Below are 21860 nucleotides of genomic sequence, written 5' to 3'. Positions count from 1 at the left end.
CCCGTTCCCGCTGGACTGCCTGCACATTACATCTCTACACTGGGCGCATGGTATCTTTCATGCGAGAACAGGCAATGGCGCTGAGGTCAGGCGAACATCAACGCTGCAATGAGGCAGCACGGCGCACACGCAGACCTCTTATCGTCGGCTATGTCAACGCGCTTCATTATTGGGGCGTCGAAGCATCTGGCTGTACATTGTCGAGTGAGTTGATTCATGTGTCATCTCCGCATCGCACATCTCGACCCCGGCTGCGAGGGGTCAAGCCCCACATGTGGCCGTCATCCCAAGATGTCCGCCGCATGTCTGGATGCCAATTCCTGCTTGCCTCGCCAGCGATGGCCTGGGCGCAGATATCGCATTATATCGATGACGAATCGCTGGCTATAGTGGGCTCGGCCTTATTGTGCCGTGACAAGGTGCTCAAGGCGGCAACGAAATCCGAACTCGTCGGCTACGTTACAGCCAACCCACGCTTCACTGGCAGAGCTCGATGCATGCGAGTCATTCCCTATCTTGTCGAGAATACCGATTCCCCGCCGGAGGTACAGGTGCATATGCTTCTGTACGGAATTGCGAATATTACGACGAATCATCCCGTGCAAACCCGAGATAGGCGGTGGCGCTTCATTGATATCGCAATTCCGGACGTAAAAGTAGGTATCGAATATCAGGGGGCGTATCACAGCGATCCGGCACAGATGCGTAGCGACGCAACGCGCATGAACGAGCTCATCGCCATGGGATGGATCATCATCCAGGCGACTGCAGCCGACCTCAGAACCGAGGAGACTCGAAATAGGTTCGTGAAGTCGATTGTAGAGATTGTCAATCGCAGAAGGCACGCACTACTCGCCGGGATGCAGCTGTAGTGCGCACGAATCGAACATTTGACAAAGGCTAATTAAGGCCTTTGGGGCGAATTTCCAATGATTGCGACAATTCGCCAATGTTCGATTCGTGCGCACTATAGGATTGCGCGATGGAGTAGTGCGCACTACTCCATGAGATTCCTCAACACGTACTGAAGGATGCCTCCATTGCGGTAATAGTCCGCCTCGCCGGGGGTGTCGATGCGCACGGTCGCGTCGAATGCCACGACGCTGCCGTCGGACTTGGTGGCACTGACTACGACGGTCTTGGGGATGGCGCCGTTGTTGAGCGCCTCGATGCCCGAGATGTCGAAGGTCTCGGTGCCGTCAAGTCCCAGGGACTCGATCGATTCGCCTTCGGGGAACTGCAGGGGCAGCACGCCCATGCCGATCAGGTTCGAGCGGTGGATACGCTCAAAGCTGCGGGTGATGACGGCCTTGACTCCGAGCATCGCCGTGCCCTTGGCCGCCCAGTCGCGCGACGAGCCGGTGCCGTATTCCTTGCCAGCCAGCACCACGAGCGGAATGCCCTCCTTGCGGTAGTGCATCGCGGCGTCGAAAATCGTCGTCGGCTCCTGCGAGAGGAAATCATAGGTGAAGCCGCCTGGCGTGACCTCCTTGCCGACCGAGGCCAGCAGCTGGTTGCGCAGGCGGATGTTGCCGAAGGTACCGCGCACCATGATCTCGTGGTTGCCGCGCCGCGAACCGTAGGAATTGAAATCCTTCTGGTTCACGCCGTGCTCGATCAGGTACTGCCCGGCCGGGCTCGAGGATTTGAACGCGCCGGCGGGCGAGATATGGTCGGTCGTGACCGAATCGCCGAGCAGCGCCAGCGTGCGCGCGCCGTGGATATCCTGCACCGGTTCGGGCTCGTGGCGCATGCCGTCGAAGAAGGTCTGGCGGCGCACATACGTGGAATCCGGGTTCCACGCGAAGCGCTCGCCCTCGGGCACATCGAGGCTCTTCCAGCGCTCATCGCCGTCGAATACCGACTGATAATCCTCGACGAACATCTCACGCGACACCGTCTCGTCCACGACCTGCTGGACCTCGGCGTTGGACGGCCAGATGTCGTCCAAGAAGACGTCCTCGCCCTTGCTGTCCTGCCCCAGCGGCTGGCTGGCGAAGTCGAAGCTCATGGTGCCCGCGAGCGCATACGCGATAACCAGCGGCGGCGAGGCGAGATAATTCATCTTGACGTCGGGGCTGATGCGCCCTTCGAAGTTGCGGTTGCCAGACAATACGGCGGTGACGGTCAGATCATTCTCGTTGATGGCCGAGGATATCTCCGGCAGCAGCGGCCCGGAGTTGCCGATGCAGGTGGCGCAGCCGAAGCCGACCAGCTGGTAGCCCAGTGCATCGAGATCGCTCTGCAAGCCGGCCTTTTCCAGATAGTCCGCGACCACCTGCGAGCCGGGGGCCAGCGAGGTCTTGACCCACGGCTTGGGATTGAGGCCCTTGGCATGCGCATTGCGCGCCAGCAACCCTGCAGCGATCATCACCGAGGGGTTCGAGGTGTTCGTGCAGCTGGTGATCGAGGCGATGGCCACATCGCCATTGGCCACGTCGAAGTCGCCACGGAAATCCGTGCTGACCGGCACCGGCTGCTGCGCGGTCTTGTCAGTCTCGTAATCGGGCAGTGTCGCGGCGAAGGAGTCCTTGGACTCAGACAGCCGAATGCGGTCCTGCGGGCGCTTCGGCCCGGCGATCGAGGGCACGACGGTGCCCAGATCGAGCGTGAGGTACTCCGAGTACTTCGGCTCCACGTACCCGGGCGCTTTGGTGTCACCCCAGAGCTTGTTGGCCTTGGCGTAGGCCTCGACGAGCGCGACCTGATCCTCGCTGCGGCCGGTCAGGCGCAGGTAGTCAAGCGTCACGTCGTCAATCGGGAAGATGCCGCAGGTCGAGCCGAATTCCGGACTCATATTGCCGATGGTGGCGCGGTTGGCCAGCGGCACCGAGGCCACGCCGTCGCCATAGAACTCCACGAACTTGCCGACCACGCCGTGCTGGCGCAGCATGTCGGTTATGGTGAGCACGACATCGGTGGCGGTGACGCCCTCGGGAATCGAGCCGGTCAGCTTGAAGCCCACGACGCGCGGCACGAGCATCGAAATCGGCTGGCCGAGCATGGCCGCCTCGGCTTCGATGCCGCCGACGCCCCAGCCCAGCACGCCCAGACCGTTGACCATAGTGGTATGCGAGTCGGTGCCCACGCAGGAATCGAGGTAAGCCAGCTGCCGCCCGCGCTCCCCTGCCTTGCTCATGATGACCTTGGCCAGGTACTCGATGTTGACCTGGTGGATGATGCCGGTTCCCGGCGGCACCACGCGGAAGTTGTTCAGTGCCTGCTGCCCCCAGCGCAGGAACTGGTAGCGCTCGCCGTTGCGCTGGTATTCGATGTCCATATTGCGCTCGACCGCGTCCGACACGCCATAGGTGTCGATCTGCACCGAATGGTCGATCACCATATCAGCTGGCACCTGCGGGTTGATCACTTCAGGGTCGCCGCCCAGTTCGCTGACCGCATCGCGCATCGTTGCCAGATCGACGATGCACGGCACGCCGGTGAAGTCCTGCATCACCACGCGCGAAGGCGTGAACTGGATCTCGTGGCTCGGCTGAGCATCCGGATCCCAGTCGAGCAGCGCCTTCACATGCTCGTCGGTGATATTGGCGCCGTCGATGTTGCGTACAAGGTTCTCGACCAGCACTTTCAGGGAATACGGCAAGTGATCCACGCCTGGCAGATCATCGATGCGATAGTAGTCGAATTCCTTGCCGTTCACGCTAAGCGTGGACAGCTGCTTGTCTCGTACAGACATGGTTCCTCCGAACGTTGGGGCTCGAATCGTCTCGTTCCCAGGCACGCGCGACCTGACTTCTGCAGCTGCATTCCGTCAAACAGCACGGCAACACAGCGCAGCAGGCATACGGGCGCATGCCGGTCGGCGAAGGCTTAGGAGCTTGAATCCCCGCCTCATAAAGTAAGTATAGGAGAGAATTCAGCTCCGGCTCATCCGCCTGTCATGCGGCAATCGTACTCCGGGCATATTTCGCCGCACGAGATTAGCTATGAGCTGGCATGTCGCCAGAATCAGCAGCCCTATGGCGAGCGCCGCCAGCGTGGCCACAAGCGAGCCTCCAGAGGGCAGTTGCAGCGCGAAAAAGCTTGCGACAAAGGGAATGAAGGCGCCTATGACGCCAGCCGCCGCGAACAATGCGACAAGGGCGCCACGCCAAGACAGCAGGGGGCGCGCGACCTGCGCCAACACCACGATGCCCAGAGCGAACACGATAATGGCATTGATGGTGAACAGCGAGCGCTGATTGAACTTCACATGCATGTCCCACTGCATGATCTCGGGCAGGAACCACGAGCTCAGCAGCACGCTTACCCCGATGGCGATGCCGCTGGGCAGCGAGAAGGTGATGACGCGCCGCAGGAAGCCCGGGATATACCGGCGCGTATTCGGTGCCAGCGCGAGTACGAAGGCCGGTATGCCGATGGTCAGCGCGCCGATATAGGTGATATGCCGAGGCAGATACGGGAAAAGAATCCCTGTGAGCACGACGCCCAGGGAAATGATGATGGAGTAGGCCGTCTTGACGAGGAACAGCGAGGCGACGCGCTCCATATTGGCCATGACCTGCCGGCCACGCGCCACGACATCGGGCAGATGGGAGAACTTCGAGTCGACCAGCACGACCTGTGCCACGGCCTTGGTGGCCGGCGCGGCGTTGCCCATGGCGATGCCCAGATCGGCTTCCTTGATCGCCAGCGTGTCGTTGACGCCGTCGCCGGTCATGGCGACCACATGATCATCTCGATGCAGAGCTTGAACGATGGCCTTCTTCTGCTCGGGCATGACGCGACCGAGTACATCGACATTGTCGAGTATTTGGGCGAGCTCGGCTATGTCTTCTGGCAGCTCACGCGCGTCCATCGTGCGTACGGGTTTGTCGCCGCATAGACGCACTTGGGTTGCGATGGCACCTACGGTGGCCGGATTGTCGCCGGAGATCACACGGCAGCGCACCCCCTGCTCGCGGAACCACAGCAGGGTATCGGCGGCATCGTCGCGCACACGCTCGGCGCAGAGCGCTAATGCAACCGGGAGCGCATGAGAATCCAAGCGCGGCTCAGAGTCGAAATCGGCGGGGATATCGCCCGCTCGATGGGCGATAAGCAGTACACGGTTGCCGTGGTTCGCGTATTGGGCAACTGCGGCGGAAAGCGCGGCGAAGCGAGTCTCGTCGACCGGTGCCGTCCCACTGATCTGTGCCGTCCCACTAATTTGTGCAGGCGCTGAGAGCAGCACTTCGGGAGCGCCGAAATACCAGACGCCATCGCCCTTGCGCGCGATGGCGCTCCATTTCCTTGCCGAGGAGAACGGCATGCGCGCGTCGACCTGCCCCGCCACATAGCCTTGCGCAGACAGCGCTTCCAGCACGGCCCGGCCGGTGCCATTGGGGTTTTCCTCGTTGGCCAGATCGAACAGGGCCTGCGTCACTTCACGGGGAACCCGGCCCCTGGCGTCGGAGGCATCATCAGCATCATCACCGCTTCCAACGCCAGCCTCGGCACCGACCCCATCCGCAGGCAGCGAATCCACAGGCAGCAGCGTCTTGAATTCGATGCCGCCATCGGTGATGGTGCCGGTCTTGTCAAGATTCAGGCAGTCGACCCGCGCGAGCGTCTCCACGGCCTCGAGCTCCTGCACCAAGGTGTTCTTGCGAGCGAGCCGCATCGCAGCGATGGCGAAGTTCAACGATGTGAGCAGCACCAGACCTTCCGGGATCATGCCGACTACACCGGCCACCGCGGAGACGACGGCCTGACGCCATTGGCCGCCAGAAACCGCCGCCGACCAGCCGCCGACCGCATGTACCTGCGACCAGATGAGCAGCGCGCACAGCGGCACCACCAGGAACGTGAGCACCTCAAGGATCTTGTTGATGCCGCGATTCAGATCGGACACGGTCGTGGTGTAGACCTTCGCCTGAGCCGTCAGCTTCGCGGCGTAGCCATGCTTGCCCACGGCACTGACCTGTGCCAGCGCCAGCCCGGAGACCGCGTTCGACCCCGAATAGGCGCTGTCGCCAGGCTGCTTGCGCACCGTGTTCGACTCCCCTGTGAGCATCGATTCATCAAGCTCAAGACCCCAGCTGTGCAGGATTTCGGCGTCGGCAGGCACCTGCTCGCCGGAGCGGATCCACAGCAGATCATCGAGCACGATATCATCATGATCGATTTCGACATTGCGTCCAGCCCGCCGCACAAGCGGGTGGGATGCGACCAGAATCGAAAGCTTGTCCAGCGTGTGCTTTGCCTTCAGCTCGGTGACGATGCCGATGCCGGTGTTGACGATGATAATGAGTCCGAAGATCGAATCGCGCCATGAGCCGGTGACCATCACCATGAGCATCGCGACGAAGATAATACCATTGAACAGCGTAAAGACGTTGGAGCGGATGATCTGCGCCAGCGAGTGCGAGGTCGGATTGTCGACCAGATTCGTCTGCCCGCGCTCCACGCGCTCATGAATCTCCCGCTCGCCCAGGCCGCTCTCCTCGACCTGCGGCATCGTGTTGACGGCGTCGCTCGCAGACTCTCCGCCTGCCGACTCTGTGCCCATGGTTTCCATGGTATCGTGCATAGTTGCCCTTTCCACTGCCCGCCTACTGCCCGACAGTGTTTGCTGTGGTCTGCGCTGCGGTATTGACGGTTATCATACGCCCATGCGGCACGTCGTTGACCAACGCCATTACGGCCTGAGCGATTGGCACGGTTTTGATTGGCGCGGTTTTCGACTTGTCGTCATGATCGTTCTCATGATTGTTCTTAGCCGTGCCCTCACCAATATCTCCTGCAGTGTTGAGCTGCGCCGCGCACAGCGTAGCATCGCGCGGCGGCGTGCGCGGGTTGATCAGCGCCACCGGAATGCCCGCATTGCGAACGGCGCCAAGCGCCTCATCCCAGCTATGAGCATCTGCGGCTGTATCGGCATCGATGCGCGTGATGAGTATCACGCTGACCGGCTGTGCAGCCAAGTCCTTCGCGCCCTGCTGAGCGGCGTCAAGCGGATTGCGAACCTGGCTTGTCGACACATACGAGACGTTCAGGCCCGAGCCGGACAGCGCTGCAAGCACCGTGCGGTCGAGCGCAGCATCATCCGAGCCGATAAGCCCCACGCTCACATCGCCCTTGTCGATGCTGTCATGAACGACGACAGTCCCATCGCCGCTATGCCCGGCAGTATCGCCCACGGCGGCATTGCGCGGCGAGCAGGCACTCAGCAACAGGGCGGCACCGCACAACGATGCCAGCATGCCGGTTATGCGCGCAGCGACGTGTCGGCGGGAACCGCTTTTCACGTCACCAGCGCCTAACCGCCGAACCATGCTGCGAATGCTCATCGTGCAAAGTCTTTGCGTGTGAAGAGCGCGACGGTCTCCACATGATGGGTCATCGGGTAGATGTCGAAGGCATGAATGTCGGCGAGCCTGTACCCTTGCGACGTCAAAGCGGCAGTGTCGCGGGCCAATGAAGCCGGGTCGCAGGCAATGTAGACGATTCCTGCGGGGTGCGCGGCGGCAATCTGGCGGCACGCCTCCTTGCGCGCGCCGGCCCGGGGCGGGTCGAGCACGACCACGTCGGGATGCGCCAGGCTTTTGGACACATGACGCAGCACGGCGCTCACATCGCCGGCCAGCGCCTTGACCTGCTCGGCGTGGATGCCCATATCGCCCAGATTTCTGCGCGCGTTTTCGACTGGCTGCGCAGCACCTTCGACGCTGAGCATCCGGGTATCGGGCACGTGGACGGCCAGCGGCAGCGTGAACAGGCCCGACCCTGAATACAAGTCCCAGATCACCGGTGATCTGCGCCCCTGCAGCACGCGGTCGACCAACGTCATCACATGCTGCGGCAGTACGAGCGGCGCACGGCGGTGCATCTGCCAGAATCCTGCGCTGCTGACCCGATAATGGAAGGTGCGTGCGCCAACCGTGGTCGTTTCGCGCAGCTGATCGGAGCCGGCGGCGAGCTTGCCGTCGACCAGGATGGCGTAGTTCTCCCCTACAGCCGAGCGCAGCGCGGAATCGTTGGCAACGTCGGCGTTGTCTGCGGCTGTGCTTTGTATCGCAGTGTTATTTACCGCCGTGCTATCTGCCGCAGTGTTGTGTAATGCAGTGCCGTCTGCAGCCGTGTCGATGTCACGCGGCTCGGGAACCGCGATGCGCACATGCGCGTCGGGTTCCAGCCCGCCGTCCCAGATGCCATGCTCCTGCGCCACGGCGAGCAGCGCCTGCGACGCCAGCGGCATCGTGTCGATCGGCACGCGCTGATGGCTGCCTCGTCGTCGCATCGAAGGCCGGCCCTGCTCGTCGGCAATCAGCTCGATGCGTGTGCGCCAATGCAGTCCCTGCATCTCCTCGTCGCCGGCGATGCGTTCGACCGGCACATCGGGAATCTCGACATGGCCGAGCCTGCGCATCTGCTCGGTAACCGTCGCGGATTTCCATGCCAGCTGCCCCGGCAGCGAGACATGGACGAGATCGGCCCCGCCCACGCCGCCGCCGTCAGCCAGCGGCCCTGCCAACGGCCACGCAGGAGGCACACGCAATTCGCTCGCTTCGAGCACTTCGACGACTTCGCCGGTCCAGAAGCGATCCTTGCGCTCATGCGGCTCATCAAGCTCGATACGCACCAGCTCGCCCGGCAATGCGAAGCGCACGAAAACCACCCGGCCATCGCTATGGGCCACACAACGGCCTTGGTCGGCGTAGCGCTCGATGCGTACCGTGATCTGCATGAAAGACTCCTACTTCTGTTGCTCTGTGTTATATGCTTACGCAATTATGTGACTATGCGGTTATGTAATTATGCGCCGGCCATACGCTGGCTACTCAGTCGTTGCCGGACTCTTGTTCCTGCTGTTCCTGCGCGTCTTCATAGAACTCGTTATGCGCCGAACTGTACGCTTCGCGACCAGCCCGTTCGCGTTCCATAACTTTGTGATGGTGCAGCGGCGTGGCGACGATGAGGTACGACACCCAGATGGCCAGCGCCCAGAACGGTATGCCCATCAGCAGTCTAGCCGTGCCGAGCAGCGTCACATGATTCGTGACGTACAACGGCACCTGCACGAGCAGTCGCAAAGCGAACAGGCCTATCCACAGCACGGTGATGGTCGTGTAGGCGCGGCGGAGTTTGCGGTCCGAGCGCCAGCCGTCAAGCCATGCGCGGAAATGCTCCGTGGGCAGCGTGCGAATGAATTCGACCATCAGGCCCAGCCCCGGCACTCGCACGGCAAGCGAAATGAGCAGCAGCACAATATACGCGGCGTTCGTCAGGAAGCCGAACATATAGTAGTCGCGCGCCTCGTTGCTTTTCCACGCCCAGACCAAGCAAATAGCAACTGCGGCCACGCCGCTCAGCGCACCCATAACCGACTGCCGTTGCAGCAGCCGGACGGCGACCTGAACAAGCGCCACAACGGCGGACACGATCACGGTCAGCCGCACATCCTTGGTGACGATGAAGAGCACGACGAAAACGACGCCGGGCAGCATCGATTCGACAATGCCGCGCGGTCCTCCAATCGCCCCGATGACCGAAAAATCATCGCTGGCATCGGCATGCGCCAAAGCCGCCATGCCGGTTCGGGTGGTGCTGCGTTCGTCAGCATTCAACGGACTCATGCCTGTGCCGCGCTTTCTCTTCTCTTAGCCGTGCCTGCCCACGCGTCGTGCTCGTTATACTGCTGCCGCGCCTATCGAACTTCGGAGAACATCGGGCCGCGCGCGAGCGTGGTCTTCACCTCGGTCTGCTGATCCGAATCGAACGGCCCCTTGGGGCGCTTGGGAATCTCGTTGCTGTCGGACTCGGTGTCATCGCTTTCCTGATCCTTGGCGGCCTTGCGCTCGGCGGGTGCCACAGGCGGGTGCATCGGTATCAGATCACGCGGAGCGAGCGGTTCCTCGCCGCGCTCGACAACGATATCGGCGAAGAACTCGTTAAGCGTCTTGGTTTCTTCGGAGTCGGGGTTGATCGCCGCATTGCCGGAGAAAATGCCGCGCAGCATCCAGCGCGGGCCGTCAACGCCAGCGATGCGCGTGATCACCGTCTTGCCGCCTTTGACTGATACGGGCAGCTTCAGCTCCATGCCAAACGCGCCGGGCTGCTCGCTCGCCTTGGCATTCGAGGAAAGCAGGTCGCCGCGCACATCGTCCCACAGACCCATCGTCTTGGGGGCCGCGAAAGCCTCGATTTCCACGCTTGAAGATTTGTAGGTGACTGTGCAGCCCAGCACTTGCTGGCTGCTGCGGTTCGCCTTGATGCGCAGCTCGATATCCTGCAGGAAGGGCAGGTAGAACGCGCCCAAGTCGAGGTAATCGTCGTAGCCCGGCGCGTCCTCGTCGGCCGTGTCCCACGGGCCGTACTCCTCGCCGCGCCCCTCGTAGTCGGTGCTCGGCTCGTCGGGGAACGACGGCTCATCTACGAGTGCGGATACATGCGCGTTGTCGGCGTCAGCATCGATATCGGTATCGCTGGCGTTGCCGTCTGCGGCAACTTTTTTCGCCGTGTCATCGGCCTGCGGGTCATGCTTCTTCCTGCCGAAGCCAAACAATCCCATGGTTCCTCGTTTCTAGTGGTTGCAACCGTCCCAAGCCTAGCACCCGGCGTTTATTATGCAGTGTGTATTTACCTAGTGTTCATTGAGTTGCATTCAGCATTCAGTGCTTGCTACTCAACGCTCGCCCACGCAGTGTTTGCTGCGCAGTGTTTGTTCAACTCAGTGTTTGCCCAACTCAGCGCCTACCCACGCAGTGCTCACACGTCATAGGTGATGAGCAGCGGCGCATGGTCGGACCAGCGGGTCTCGTAGCTCGGCGCCTTGTCGATGACGAATCCGCGCGCGGTCTCGGCCAGCTCCGGCGTGGCGAACTGATAGTCGATCCTCCAACCCACGTTGTTGTCGAAGGCGCGCCCGCGCTGGCTCCACCACGTGTATGGTCCTTGAATCTCACCAGCCAGATTACGCATGACATCGACGAAAGCGTACTCGTCAAGCCATTTGTCGATGTAGACACGCTCGGAGGGCATGAAGCCCGAATGCGTGAGGTTGGCCTTGGCGTTCTTGATATCGAGCGGGGTGTGCGCGATGTTGAAGTCGCCGCACAGCACGGCCTGCCTGCCGCCACGAGCCGCCTCGTCGCGCAACTCGCCCATGCGCACGAGCATCTGCTCGAGGAAGCGGAACTTCTGGGTCATCTTGACCTCGTCCTTCGCGTCGCCCGAATGCACGTAGACGCTCGCCACGGTTATCTCGTAGCCTTGCGGCGTCGTGATATCGGCTTCGATCCAGCGCCCGGTGTCCACGTCCTCCTCAAGTCCCGGCAGCCCATAGCGCTGTGCGACCACCGGCAGATCGGAGAGCAGTCCCACGCCGGCGCGCCCCTTGATCTTGCATATCTCGTTCATGCGAACGAGCGCGTCGGGAGACGGTACCTTGTTCTCCTGCGCATATCGCTGGGCGAAATCGTCGAAAATCGGCTCGATCTCGTTCTGCGGCGCACGCACTTCCTGCATGCACCAGACGTCGGGGGTCGTGGCGCTCACCCAGGATGAGACGCCCTTGCGATTCGCGGCGCGCAGGCCGTTGACATTCGAGGTTGCAATGGTGATGGTCATGCCCCCGACCCTACACCATGGGGATGCTCGTGCCGAGAGGCTTCCCTTGTATATATAGGTATATAGACTGATGCGGCTTCCGCGGAACGCCAACTGGAACACTCGTATGACACGCTACGCCAATGCTTGTCAGGACAAAGGCCCAAGATAACGCTAATAACATAATCCAATCGGGGGATGCGGAAAGATGGAAATCAAACAGGGAACCTTGCAACGCAAAATGGAAGCTCGTCACCTGTTGATGATCTCTTTGGGCGGAGTGATCGGCACAGGTCTTTTTCTGAGTTCCGGATACACGATTCACCAGGCAGGGCCGGTCGGCACGATTCTGGCCTATGCCATCGAAGCGGTTATCGTGTATGCGGTCATGCTCTGCCTGGGCGAGCTGTCGGTTGCCGTGCCGCAGACCGGCTCGTTCCATGTCTACGCCAATCGATTCATCGGGCCGGGCACAGGATTCACGGTGGCGATTCTGTATTGGCTCACGTGGACGGTGGCGTTGGGATCGGAATTCACTGCCGCGGGCCTGATTATGCGCAACTGGTTTCCGCATTCGCCGACGTGGATGTGGAGTCTGATATTCATGATCGTCATTTTCCTGTCCAACGCCTTTTCTGTGCGTTTCTTTGCGGAAACGGAATTCTGGTTCGCCAGCATCAAGGTCTTGGCAATAGTGCTGTTCATTGGCATTGGTCTGCTGGCTATCTTCGGAGCGTTCCACGTGCAGGGATACAACCCGCAGCCTCTCTTCCATAATCTGTACGCTGACGGCCTGTTCCCGACCGGATTCAAAGGCGTTTTCACGACCATGCTGACCGTGAACTTTGCCTTTTCGGGCACAGAGCTGATCGGGGTCACGGCCGGGGAGGTCAAGGATCCGGCGAGAACGATTCCCAAGACGATTCACACGACGCTATGGCGTCTGATTATTTTCTTCATCGGCAGCATCACGGTGATGGCGACTTTGATTCCCTGGAAGCAGGCGGGAGTCGATCAAAGCCCATTCGTTCTGGTCTTCAAGAGCATCGGTCTGCCGTTCGCCGGAGACATATTGAACTTCGTGATTCTCACGGCGATTCTGTCGGCGGCGAACTCAGGGCTGTACGCCTCGACCCGCATGCTGTGGTCGCTGGCGCACGAAAACTGATGTTGACTGGTTTTTGTTCCTGCTTTCCCTAGATGAAGAGATGATGGAATCATGGCCAGAAGATATGATGCGGAGTTCAAGAAGAGGGCCGTCAGGTTGTTGGCGGACTCGCGCGCCAATTACATGTCGGAGACGAAGGCCTTGGAAGGCGTGTCGAAGAGCCTGGGTGTCGCCAGTCGTTGCGGCGTTGGCGGCAGCGCTCGGATACTGCGAACATGACGGGGCCGGGAGAATCCGAGGAGTTGGGGAAGCCGCGCCGGGAGAATGCCGAGCTGCGCCGCGCGAATGAGATATCGGGTTCGGCGTCGGCTTTTTCGTAGGCACGGGCTCGACCCGGCACGACGCTGATTGAATCGCGTATGTCGACGCGCATCGCGTCCGGTTCGGGGTCGGGCCGATCTGCCGGACGCCCGGGGCCTCGTTGAATTGCGGGTTGCTCACGTCGCGCTGATCCGTGCGCACCGGTTCATGGCCGTGTATGGATGGCTACCGGAAGACGCATGCCCGGCTGATCGGTCAAAGCTGGGATGGGATCGGCAGGGATCAGGTACTGCGCGTGATGCGTTCCCTGGGCATCCAAGGGGCTCGCCGTGGCCAGATCCCTGCGGCCACGCGGTCGGCTGGGCGGTATCGGCCAGCCGGCACACGCGTGCGCTTGCCTTGGTCGCCCTGGATCAGTCGATCGCCTGGACGGCCCGGCACGGCGACACCCGGGGACTGATCCGCCACTCGGATCACGGCGCCCAGTCATCAGCAGCCTGTACGGCACGCATCTGAACGAGGCCGGAATCCTCGCGTCCACCGGCACGGTGGGCGACTCGCGCGCCTTCGCGCTGGCCGAAAGCGCCGACGGCGCCTGCAAAAGCGAACCGGTCAGACGCTCCGCGCCGTTCCAGACCGTGCAAGCGTTGAAAACGGCGACCTTGCAATGGGTCTCCTGGTGGAACAACGAGCGCCTGCACCAGCACCCCGGCTACCACACGCCAGCCGAGGTGGAAGCACGGTATTATCAAACCAAGGCGACACCAGTCACCCAATAAACAACAAGGAACAAAACCCAGTCCACTTCATTCTGCCAGCTGAGCGTGCCGGCGCTCGTGCCGTCCGGGTCACTCCCGCGCTTGCGGGGAAAACGTCGCGCAGTTCATTCACTGTCATGATTCCTTCAGATCACCCCCCGCGCTTGCGGGGAAAACCACCGTCCGCGCCTCCCACGACGGATCACCCCCGCGCCTGCGGGGAAAACGTCAGTGGTCGCGTACACGAGACTCATGATTACGGATCACCCCCGCGCCTGCGGGGAAAACGAACCCGACCTCGAACCAGATGCTCGACCGCGCGGATCACCCCCGCGCCTGCGGGGAAAACGCCACCGACGACGAGTGCTTGTCGCGCGCCACCTTGCCTCTGTTGAGATACGCACCCGTGTCCACTGTCACGCTCTTCGCGCCACGGAGCGAGAGCGCGACGTATTGCGCGCCCGGAGAGGGATCCGCGACGATCGTGGTGAGCAGCGCCGAGTCGTCGCCGTACAGCGCGTTCGCCCACTGCGTGATGAGCCGGGTCGCGGCGCTGCTGGGCATGTAGCTCCCCAGCGTCCCGTCCCAGCCGTACTGGAGCGCCGAGGTGGCCCCTGAGTCCCCGTTCAGCTGGGCGGATAGCGGCACCGCATCGGGGGAGCCGAGCGGATGGGCGCCCGCAGCGATGGTCGAGTACACCGTCCACCATCGCCCGTCGTCGCCCTGCACCGTCATGGCGTGCCGGATGGCCTTCACCGGCGTCTTGCCGTCGTTCACGTCGACGCTCGCGGATCCATCCCAGCTTACGATGGTCGCGTGCGCCCCGAGCGGCTGCGTGCCCGCCAGCCAGGACTCGACCTGCTGGTAGGCGGCCTGCTTGCCGTCGGGGTTGAAATCCGGGGCGATGGGGGGCTTGGGCTGCGGGAGATTGGACGTCATCATGATCAGATACGCGATGCCGACCAGGGTGGCTATCCACACGCCGCGGTACCAGCGGGTGCGGCCCGCGACCAGCTTGACGAACTCCTTGTCGGGATCCGGCTCCTTCTTCACCGCCTCGGCCCAGACGTCCGCTTCCTTTTTCTTCGCTTTTGATGCCATGGCGGCATGCTATGCGTCCGCTGGCGCATAGCACCGGGTCGTTGAGCCGGAATCGCTCCGACTCGGAAAGAAAGGAGAATCCCATGCATGGTCAGTCCATTAACCTGGCTACCTACAATCTCGGGACGATCACCCAGCAGGCTGCGAGCGCGGGCAAGAAGTTCGCGGATACCGTCATCAACGCGAACGATACCGTCAAGACCTCGCTCATGGTCATCGGCGGCATCGTCGTGTTCGTGTGCGTCGGCCTCATCCTGGCCCGCAAGGTCTTCCCGCAGACCACGATCGGACAGATGGTGCAGGGCAACGGAGGCATGATGTTCATCATCTGCGGCATCTCGCTGGGCGTGGTGTGCTTCGCGCCCGCCACCATCCTCCCCATCCTGGCCTCGCTCTTCGCGATCATCCCCGATCTGGCGATCTTCGCCTTCGACAAGCTCACGGGCGGCGGCCTCGTCCACCTCTCGTAAAGGGAGGCGCGATGCTCTTCGACATCACGCGCATCAGCGGCAACAGGGTCGACCAGGTGGACGAGCTCAAGATCACGCAGCACCTCTGGTTCCGATCCACCGACCTGCTCATCGCCCTCGCGGGCCTAGGCGCCGGGGCGGTCCCGGCGGCGCCGATCATGGCGTTCACCCAGTCATCCTGGCCGCTGGTCCTCAGCCCCGTGGGCCTGGTCATCGCCCTGACGTTCTTCACCCGCAAGCGCTCGGTGGCAGGCGAGCTCAACCCCCGGCGCTTCGACCGCATGCGGGACGAGGCCAAGGCCCTGGACGGGCAGTTCATCCTGCCCGGCTCCGGCGAGTCCTTCAGCCCCAACGGCTACCGGCTCGTCGAGCAGTGGCGGCGACCGATATACGGGCATAAGGCCTACAAGCTGGATTTGAGCGGGACTGCGGCATGAAGCGGCCCTCTGAGAGCGACGCGCCGAAGTGGACGCGAACGGGAGCGGCGGAATTATGGGGGTTCAGAGCTATTGCAGCAGAAGAGGACGCAGATAGGGGAACATGATTCGTTTCTTCAATTTCTACGTCTCCCATCTCGATGCGGTGTCGGCAATCATAGGATTCTTCATCTTTGTCATATTCGCAGCCACGTTTGCCAAGCTGGCGATATGCCCGGGCTCCGAAAAGCCAAAATTATCAAGAATTCTCCTGATCGTAAGCATAGGGGCAATCGTAGCCGCGCTTCTTATGATATTCACGTGGCTCACTGCCGGTCTTACCCTCGATGGGTTTTTTCGCTAATCTCGCTTGTGCCATGCCAGATAGACGCCAGTGCAGCCGATTGCGACAATCAGGAGAAAAAGAAGCACCCGATTGAAAGAATAGCGCACATGCCAGCCATCCAGCCAGACATCCCACACCAACTGAAGCATCTCGGAGGAGGAGAGCAGGAACACGCCAGCCTCCAGCATGCTCGTTGTGGCAAGCCTCATGCGCCTTAGGCCGACATCTCTCGCCTCGACGATTCTTCGAAGACCTTGCATCTGATCATCGAGATGCTTCTCGTCTTCGTACCTTTTCATGACCCTATCATGAAAGACATCGCCCTGAAGAATACTCGTTCGCTCAAGCTCTAGTCTTTCAAGCTCGCTCAGGGCCTCTTCCTTTCTTTTTGGATTCCATCCGACGCTTGCGTATTTCGCATCCAAGAACCGAATGGAATCCGCAAGGGGTCTTACGAGCAGCGCCTTCGCCATCTCGTAAAGGATATCCCTAATGGCGTTTTCCACCGGATAGCCAAGCGAAACCATGAATCCGTCATCCGTCTCACTGACGGCAGCACCGCGAAGCACCTCCTCTTCGGAGCCTGCATGCACTGCATTGTCGATAATGAATGTAACATGAACGAGCTCCGAGAGAGCGGTCGTATAGATGTATTCGGAATCAAATTCGCGCATGAATTCATCGCAGGCATGTCCATCACGGGCTATAATGCAGGCGCACTTCGATTCCAGAGTCACGCAGAAACCGGAACCCGGACCTCCTCTCAGCCAGTACTTGGGTACTTCCGAATGCCGTTGGATGTCGCCGCTTTCCGGTCTGTCCCAAGGCTCCGTCGGTTTCATTTTCTCGCATCGTCGCGCGAGGAGAACCCACTCCTCCTGTTTTTCCTCTTCCATGCGCCCCATGGCATCCACGCACCATCGCGCGACGCGCCGAACGGTAGACCGAGATGCAACAAGAGGGGGGCCTCGCGAATATGCGATGCCCCCTGCCCGATAGAAGACCTCTGTGAACTACTGCCTGATCAGCGTGGCGCAGTCCGGGTCCTTCAGAGCGCCCTTCGTCATGTCGTATTCGCATTGGCTTCCGAAGGGCACTGCCATGAATCCCTGATTGGGAGCCAGAAAGCTCTTCGCCCTGACCTGATCGAACTCGGGAGTGAGCGTCAGTTGCTTTCCGCCGTCAGAGGCTTTTATGGAGAACTGGTTAATGTAAACCCCCATCTTCTCGGCACCCTTGTGGCAAAGCTCAGGCTTCGAGGTCATGCATAGGCCATTGGAGTCGCTATAAAGCGTGCTTATTATATAGAGTCCGTCTGCGCCTGGTTTGTCCGACAGTGCGTACGTCCCACTAGCGGTGTAGTCACCCTCCACGAACTTATCTACGCCATCCTTCAACGTGAGCTTGCCCTGCTGGGGGGGGTGTCCTTGAAGACATACGTTCCATTAAGCTGCGGCTTCGGCTCGGCGGCGGGTACAGACGCTCCCGTGCCCCCGCACCCCGAGAGCAGCGTCATCGCCCCCAATGCGGCTGCGACCAGGCCAAGCATCCTCTTCTTCATGATTTCCTCTTCTCTTCCGATGCTGAAAATGACATTTCATCGTCTTATGCGTCGGTCTAGGCGCATAGCGCCATCGCAGATTGCCATTTGGACGCGGAGGAGCTTTACGATGTCGCTGATTGTCGCCATGGGCGGATTGCAGAAGATGGGACCGAACCTGCCGGTGCTGCGCTGGGCCGATCTGGCGGGCGGGCTGTCCAACCGCTCGGACGGGCTGATCGAGCAGATCACCAGCCTGTTCACCAGCATCCCCCTTAACGTCGAGGGCATCTTCCTGTCGCTGGGCAACGAGCTGTGGGGCGCGGCGGCGTGGATGGTGGGCATGTCCAAGGCCGGGGCGAGGGGGCTGGACAGCTCCTTCGGGCCCATGGTCAACACGTTTGCGGGCAGGATGTACACGGCCCTCACCGTCGCGGATTTCATGATCCCGTTCATCATCATCATGCTCGCGGCGCTGGGCGGCATGTGGGCAGTCTTCCGTGGGCAGGGCACCCGCGTGCTGATGAAGAAGGTAGGAGCCATGGGGCTGGGTCTTGGCCTGTTCCTTGGCATGGGCGCGGCCAGCGCCAGCCCCGGAGCCACCGTGAACACGCCGATGACGCCCGCATGGACGGTGGGGCAGGTCAACAACGTGATCAACATGCCGCTAGGCCAGCTCTCGGGCATGCTCGACACGAGCCTGACGCACGACACCACGAACTTCCTCTCCTCGAAGGCGGGGAGCATCGACTATCTGTCCTGTCGCCGGTACACCGCGCAGCTCGAGGACAACTCGAAGTCGAACGAGGACAAGACGGGCAACGATCCCACGCTGATCGCCCTCAACCGCATGTGGGAGGAGACCGGCCTGCGCGTCTGGGCGCGCGCCCAGTACGGCCCGGGAGACAACGGCATGCAGGTGTTCTGCCGCGCGCTCGAGGCCCGCGGCGGCGTCTCCGGCTTCGACCAGGGGATGATAGCCCAGGCCGCGGCGGGAAGCGGCGCCGTCATCAACGGACGCGCCGCCGCGTGATGGCCCAACATGCTCGTATCCAGCGAGAAGAACCCGACCTCGAACCAGATGCTCGACCGCGCCGTGACCATGTTCGACGTGTGCGGGCTCAAGTCCGACAAGAAGACGTTCTACGCGCGCCCGGGCTTCGGCTTCATCCAGCTTCACAGGCGGGCATCGCGGACTGTCGAAGACCGTCACCGACTCCACGGGCGTCGACCTCAGCGCCGACTCCGGTCTGCCCGACGTGGAGGAGGTATCGCTCCCCCTCTCCGACCAGTGCTCTGCAGCCGTCAACGGGCGGGTCTCCGGGCAAAATTGGAACTACGACATCCTCCAGCCCGGGCCCAATGCCCACTCGAAGATCAGGGGCCAGAAGTGGAGCTGGGATAGCCCCAGCGGCAGCAGCGATGCGGGCGGCGACTCGCTGCGCGCCATCGTCAACAAGTTCGACATCAAGAGTGACTCGGGAGCCGGCTGGAAAACCGAAGATATTGATTGGCAGACCGCCGCGGCAAGCTCCGACTCGAACAACGGCAACTCGCTGCAGAACAACGCGGCCATCAACACCATCAATGCGCAGCACGGCGTCTCGGGCCTTACCGACATCGGCGGCGCCGTCGTCTTCGCGCTCTCGGGCCTGGTGAACTTCGTCATCTGGGACCTTGGACTGGGACTGCTGCGCATGCTCGCGGCGGTCATGTCCTACCTGCTCGCGGGCATCGGGCTCTACTTCGGTTTCCTGATCTACGCGGTCATGCCGGACAAGGGCGGCAAGGCCGTCAAAACGTGGTCAAGCAGATGGTCGCCTCATGCGCGGGCATCACCGTCATCTCCATCGTCGCGACCCTCATCACCACCATGACCAACGCCTTCATGGCGGCCCTGAACATCGTGGATCAGAACGGCAACACCAGCGGCACCGTCATGACCATGTCCATCGCCTCCCTGCTTCTTCCTCCCATGTCGCTGTACGTGCTCAAGTACATATGCGAGAACGTGTGGAAGATTGGCAACCCGCTCTCCGCCGAGGGGCTGGGAGTGCTGGTCGGCGGATCACCCCCGCGCCTGCGGGGAAAACTTTCCGGCGTCTCTTCTTCGCTCGAGACTGTGCGGATCACCCCCGCGCCTGCGGGGAAAACGGCGTGGCGGCCGCAGGAGGACAGGCGGCGTCCTGGATCACCCCCGCGCCTGCGGGGAAAACCATACCGTATACTCCTTTATGTATAGACGGCCCGGATCCCCCCGCGCCTGCGGGGAAAACGCGATCGTCCATGAGTATTCTGGCGAGCTTGCCGGATCATCCCCGCTGACTACTGAGATCAGAGGATACCGCATATCCAAAGCTTGGCTCGCAGAAGTGTCAGCGCTTTGCTGACTGACGGTATCGTGCTGGGAGCTGCCATCGCTTCGTGGCCTCTGCACTGCGGAACCGCCTTTTCGAGCACCGTACGATCGCGCATGCGCAGCAAAGATGGAAATGCCAGTCGATTCTATCGGAGCACGCTGCTTGAACGATTCAACCTGAGCCGGAGCAGCGAATCCCCTCTGATACGCCGCAAGAAATGCACGGCGGCGCTCCTGCGGCAGGGTCGCGCTGAGCATGATGACCGCAACATGATATGTACCTAACCATGAAAGCACGGTCTCCATATACACATTCATATAGGCTGTATTGGAGTGGATCTCATCCAAAATCACGACTTTGCCGGCAAGCGCCAGATGGCGCAGCACGACATGGCGGCTTTTGAGCCCTGCCATGAGCACCTGATCGACTGTACCCACTACGAAATCGGAGAGGTTGCCGCGTTTGCGCCCGGTGAGCCACGAGGCTACAACCGCTTCGGTCATATGCCTGTTGTACGGGTCATCGTGGTCTGCATTGCATATCTCACCCTCGAAGCGCAAGTCAGGCATCTGGTCGTTAGCGAACCATTGATTTCGTAGCTGTTCATACTCTTCGTTGAGTTCACGTTTGCCATGCGCAAGGAACAGCGAAGCCAGCGGATTGCGCTCATCGGCCGGCAAATGACCAATCCAGTCGAGAATGCGCGTGAACATCGCGTTGGCGGTCGCCTGACTGGGCAATGCGTAATATATGCCGCCGCAATGGAACTTCCCAGCCAATATTTCAGCGGCCAGCAATGCTGCTTCGGTTTTGCCTTCGCCCATATTGGCTTCGACAATCAGCAGACCGGGCTTTTCCATGCGCTGTGCGGCATCGACCGCAGCACGCTGCACCGGTCTGAGCTGTGCGCCGGGTATGGCGAACTGCCGGGCGAAAAGTTCATCGGGCGTTTGCCCGGCATCATTGACTTTCCACGGGCGGGGCAGATCAAGGCGTCGCCACGCTTTGCGAGCGCGAGCTGCGGCGTCGAACCGCGCTATAGCAATCCCTGAATCGTCGTTGAGAGGAAACAGGTACTTGTCGCTTGCGATCCAATCAGCGATGATCACCAATGCCGTCAGCAGAATCTGCGTCCTGCGGCGAAGCGGCCTGGATTGCAGCGTGTCCACGCATTGCGAGAATCCGGTGGTCTCAGCGCCCCAGTCCAGCAATTCCATACGAATATCAGACCAGTGCTTGTCACCGAGAAACATGTCCGCAAAAGCGGATTCAAGCAAGGTTTGCGTTTTGTCGTTAGCCGAGGATCCATGATGCCCCATGACGACGCTTGCCAGCCCATAGGCAAAGGATCCGCGATCCGCGGGAAAATCTTGGGTCTTGAACCAAGCGAGAATTGTCGTGAATCCAACGAGTTCATGCCGATAACCTGAGCGCTTCGGGTCATGGGCGACATCTCTGCTGAGCCGTAGCCCCGTCTGCCGGATGCGGTCGGCACCATCGTCGTCCTGCACAGCAAAAGCCGGTGACACCTTGCCGACATCATGAACCATGGCTATGAAACAGTACAGGTATTCAGCAGCAACCTCGTCGCCGATATCTTCCGCCAGCAACGACTTGACATCCTCAGGAAGGAACTCATTCCATACCCAGGATGACACCGCACCGGTGTCCTCCATATGCTGCCAGAGCAGCAGATAACTGTCATCGTCGGCATCTTCACGCCTATAGCCCGCCGTCTTGGCCCAAATCGACAGGGCTTGCTTGGACAGCCCCGTGGGCTCCCCAATAGGATACGCCTGCATCATGTTCATTGCCTACGGTTCTTTTACGCGTAATCAGCTAACACGGACAGAATTCCCTTATGCTCCCATACCCGGTTCCTGCGCCCGC

20 protein-coding genes and 1 pseudogene are annotated in these 21860 nt (G+C 61.1%); 9 read left to right on the top strand and 12 right to left on the bottom strand.

The window, feature by feature from the left end; all coding sequences use genetic code 11:
• Window positions 1-47: 47 nt before the first annotated feature.
• Entirely contained in the window at window positions 48-872 is an 825-nt protein-coding gene (locus DDF78_RS05440; RefSeq protein WP_152580768.1) for a putative endonuclease domain-containing protein, read from the top strand.
• 125 nt (window positions 873-997) lie between these two features.
• Here the strand turns inward: DDF78_RS05440 and acnA are convergent, their stop codons facing one another.
• From acnA to DDF78_RS05405, 7 genes are all read right to left on the bottom strand, one after another.
• Entirely contained in the window at window positions 998-3697 is a 2700-nt protein-coding gene (gene acnA, locus DDF78_RS05435) for an aconitate hydratase AcnA (RefSeq protein ID WP_152580769.1), read from the bottom strand.
• A gap of 180 nt (window positions 3698-3877) precedes the next feature.
• On the bottom strand, window positions 3878-6511 hold the full coding sequence (locus tag DDF78_RS05430) for an HAD-IC family P-type ATPase (protein ID WP_152580770.1): 2634 nt from the start codon (window positions 6509-6511) through the stop codon (window positions 3878-3880).
• Between the two features lie 43 nt (window positions 6512-6554).
• Window positions 6555-7292 carry a type 1 periplasmic-binding domain-containing protein gene (locus DDF78_RS05425; RefSeq protein ID WP_152580771.1) on the bottom strand — a complete coding sequence of 246 codons (738 nt, stop codon included), beginning with the start codon at window positions 7290-7292 and terminating at the stop codon, window positions 6555-6557.
• Window positions 7289-8689 (bottom strand): class I SAM-dependent RNA methyltransferase, encoded by a 1401-nt coding sequence (locus DDF78_RS05420; protein ID WP_152580772.1) that lies wholly within the window; start codon window positions 8687-8689, stop codon window positions 7289-7291. Before DDF78_RS05420 ends, DDF78_RS05425 begins: the two co-directional genes overlap by 4 nt.
• A 94-nt stretch (window positions 8690-8783) precedes the next feature.
• Window positions 8784-9578, bottom strand: coding sequence for a DUF3159 domain-containing protein (locus tag DDF78_RS05415; protein WP_237564561.1), 795 nt, complete (start codon window positions 9576-9578; stop codon window positions 8784-8786).
• Window positions 9579-9649: 71 nt separating this feature from the next.
• Complete coding sequence (locus DDF78_RS05410) at window positions 9650-10513, bottom strand: DUF3710 domain-containing protein (protein ID WP_152580773.1); 864 nt, start codon at window positions 10511-10513, stop codon at window positions 9650-9652.
• A gap of 197 nt (window positions 10514-10710) precedes the next feature.
• Window positions 10711-11571, bottom strand: a complete 861-nt coding sequence (locus DDF78_RS05405) for an exodeoxyribonuclease III (protein ID WP_152580774.1) — start codon at window positions 11569-11571, stop codon at window positions 10711-10713.
• Between the two features lie 187 nt (window positions 11572-11758).
• On the opposite strand from DDF78_RS05405, the pseudogene DDF78_RS05400 reads away from it, so the two are divergent.
• From DDF78_RS05400 to DDF78_RS12435, 3 genes and pseudogenes are all read left to right on the top strand, one after another.
• Window positions 11759-12712: pseudogene (locus DDF78_RS05400) on the top strand (amino acid permease); the annotation flags it as partial.
• Between the two features lie 57 nt (window positions 12713-12769).
• Window positions 12770-12937: a hypothetical protein gene (locus DDF78_RS11845; RefSeq protein WP_162000928.1), complete on the top strand. Its 168-nt coding sequence runs from the start codon at window positions 12770-12772 to the stop codon at window positions 12935-12937.
• 371 nt (window positions 12938-13308) lie between these two features.
• Window positions 13309-13758: an IS3 family transposase gene (locus DDF78_RS12435; protein WP_152580775.1), complete on the top strand. Its 450-nt coding sequence runs from the start codon at window positions 13309-13311 to the stop codon at window positions 13756-13758.
• Between the two features lie 303 nt (window positions 13759-14061).
• On the opposite strand, the gene DDF78_RS05390 is transcribed toward DDF78_RS12435, so the two are convergent.
• On the bottom strand, window positions 14062-14838 hold the full coding sequence (locus DDF78_RS05390; RefSeq protein ID WP_152580776.1) for a hypothetical protein: 777 nt from the start codon (window positions 14836-14838) through the stop codon (window positions 14062-14064).
• Between the two features lie 83 nt (window positions 14839-14921).
• On the opposite strand from DDF78_RS05390, the gene DDF78_RS05385 reads away from it, so the two are divergent.
• A complete protein-coding gene (locus DDF78_RS05385; RefSeq protein WP_152580777.1) occupies window positions 14922-15308 on the top strand; it encodes a hypothetical protein in 387 nt (128 codons plus the stop codon).
• Between the two features lie 11 nt (window positions 15309-15319).
• Window positions 15320-15745 carry a hypothetical protein gene (locus DDF78_RS05380; RefSeq protein ID WP_152580778.1) on the top strand — a complete coding sequence of 142 codons (426 nt, stop codon included), beginning with the start codon at window positions 15320-15322 and terminating at the stop codon, window positions 15743-15745.
• A 339-nt stretch (window positions 15746-16084) separates the two neighbouring features.
• Here the strand turns inward: DDF78_RS05380 and DDF78_RS05375 are convergent, their stop codons facing one another.
• The 3 genes from DDF78_RS05375 to DDF78_RS11720 all read right to left on the bottom strand — a co-directional run bounded on the left by DDF78_RS05375 (window position 16085) and on the right by DDF78_RS11720 (window position 17631).
• Window positions 16085-16966 (bottom strand): hypothetical protein, encoded by an 882-nt coding sequence (locus tag DDF78_RS05375; RefSeq protein WP_152580779.1) that lies wholly within the window; start codon window positions 16964-16966, stop codon window positions 16085-16087.
• 117 nt (window positions 16967-17083) lie between these two features.
• The gene (locus DDF78_RS05370; RefSeq protein WP_152580780.1) at window positions 17084-17293 is read right to left on the bottom strand and encodes a hypothetical protein; all 210 of its coding nucleotides are present in this window, start codon (window positions 17291-17293) and stop codon (window positions 17084-17086) included.
• A gap of 170 nt (window positions 17294-17463) precedes the next feature.
• Window positions 17464-17631, bottom strand: coding sequence for a hypothetical protein (locus DDF78_RS11720; protein ID WP_154677512.1), 168 nt, complete (start codon window positions 17629-17631; stop codon window positions 17464-17466).
• Between the two features lie 46 nt (window positions 17632-17677).
• Here DDF78_RS11720 and DDF78_RS05365 point away from each other — a divergent pair, with 46 nt between their 5' ends.
• From DDF78_RS05365 to DDF78_RS12430, 3 genes are all read left to right on the top strand, one after another.
• Window positions 17678-18643: a hypothetical protein gene (locus DDF78_RS05365; RefSeq protein ID WP_152580781.1), complete on the top strand. Its 966-nt coding sequence runs from the start codon at window positions 17678-17680 to the stop codon at window positions 18641-18643.
• 226 nt (window positions 18644-18869) lie between these two features.
• Window positions 18870-19487, top strand: coding sequence for a hypothetical protein (locus tag DDF78_RS05360; protein WP_152580782.1), 618 nt, complete (start codon window positions 18870-18872; stop codon window positions 19485-19487).
• A complete protein-coding gene (locus DDF78_RS12430; protein ID WP_438502740.1) occupies window positions 19424-19852 on the top strand; it encodes a hypothetical protein in 429 nt (142 codons plus the stop codon). Before DDF78_RS05360 ends, DDF78_RS12430 begins: the two co-directional genes overlap by 64 nt.
• Here the strand turns inward: DDF78_RS12430 and DDF78_RS12425 are convergent.
• Window positions 19802-21775: a CRISPR-associated endonuclease Cas3'' gene (locus tag DDF78_RS12425; RefSeq protein ID WP_415481522.1), complete on the bottom strand. Its 1974-nt coding sequence runs from the start codon at window positions 21773-21775 to the stop codon at window positions 19802-19804. The genes DDF78_RS12430 and DDF78_RS12425 overlap by 51 nt on opposite strands.
• Between the last annotated feature and the right edge of the window lie 85 nt (window positions 21776-21860).

This window comes from Bifidobacterium tibiigranuli, assembly GCF_009371885.1.
In the GTDB taxonomy this organism is placed as follows: domain Bacteria; phylum Actinomycetota; class Actinomycetes; order Actinomycetales; family Bifidobacteriaceae; genus Bifidobacterium; species Bifidobacterium tibiigranuli.
The sequence above is the reverse complement of the archived record's forward strand: the minus strand, read 5'-3'. Positions and strand labels throughout refer to the sequence as shown.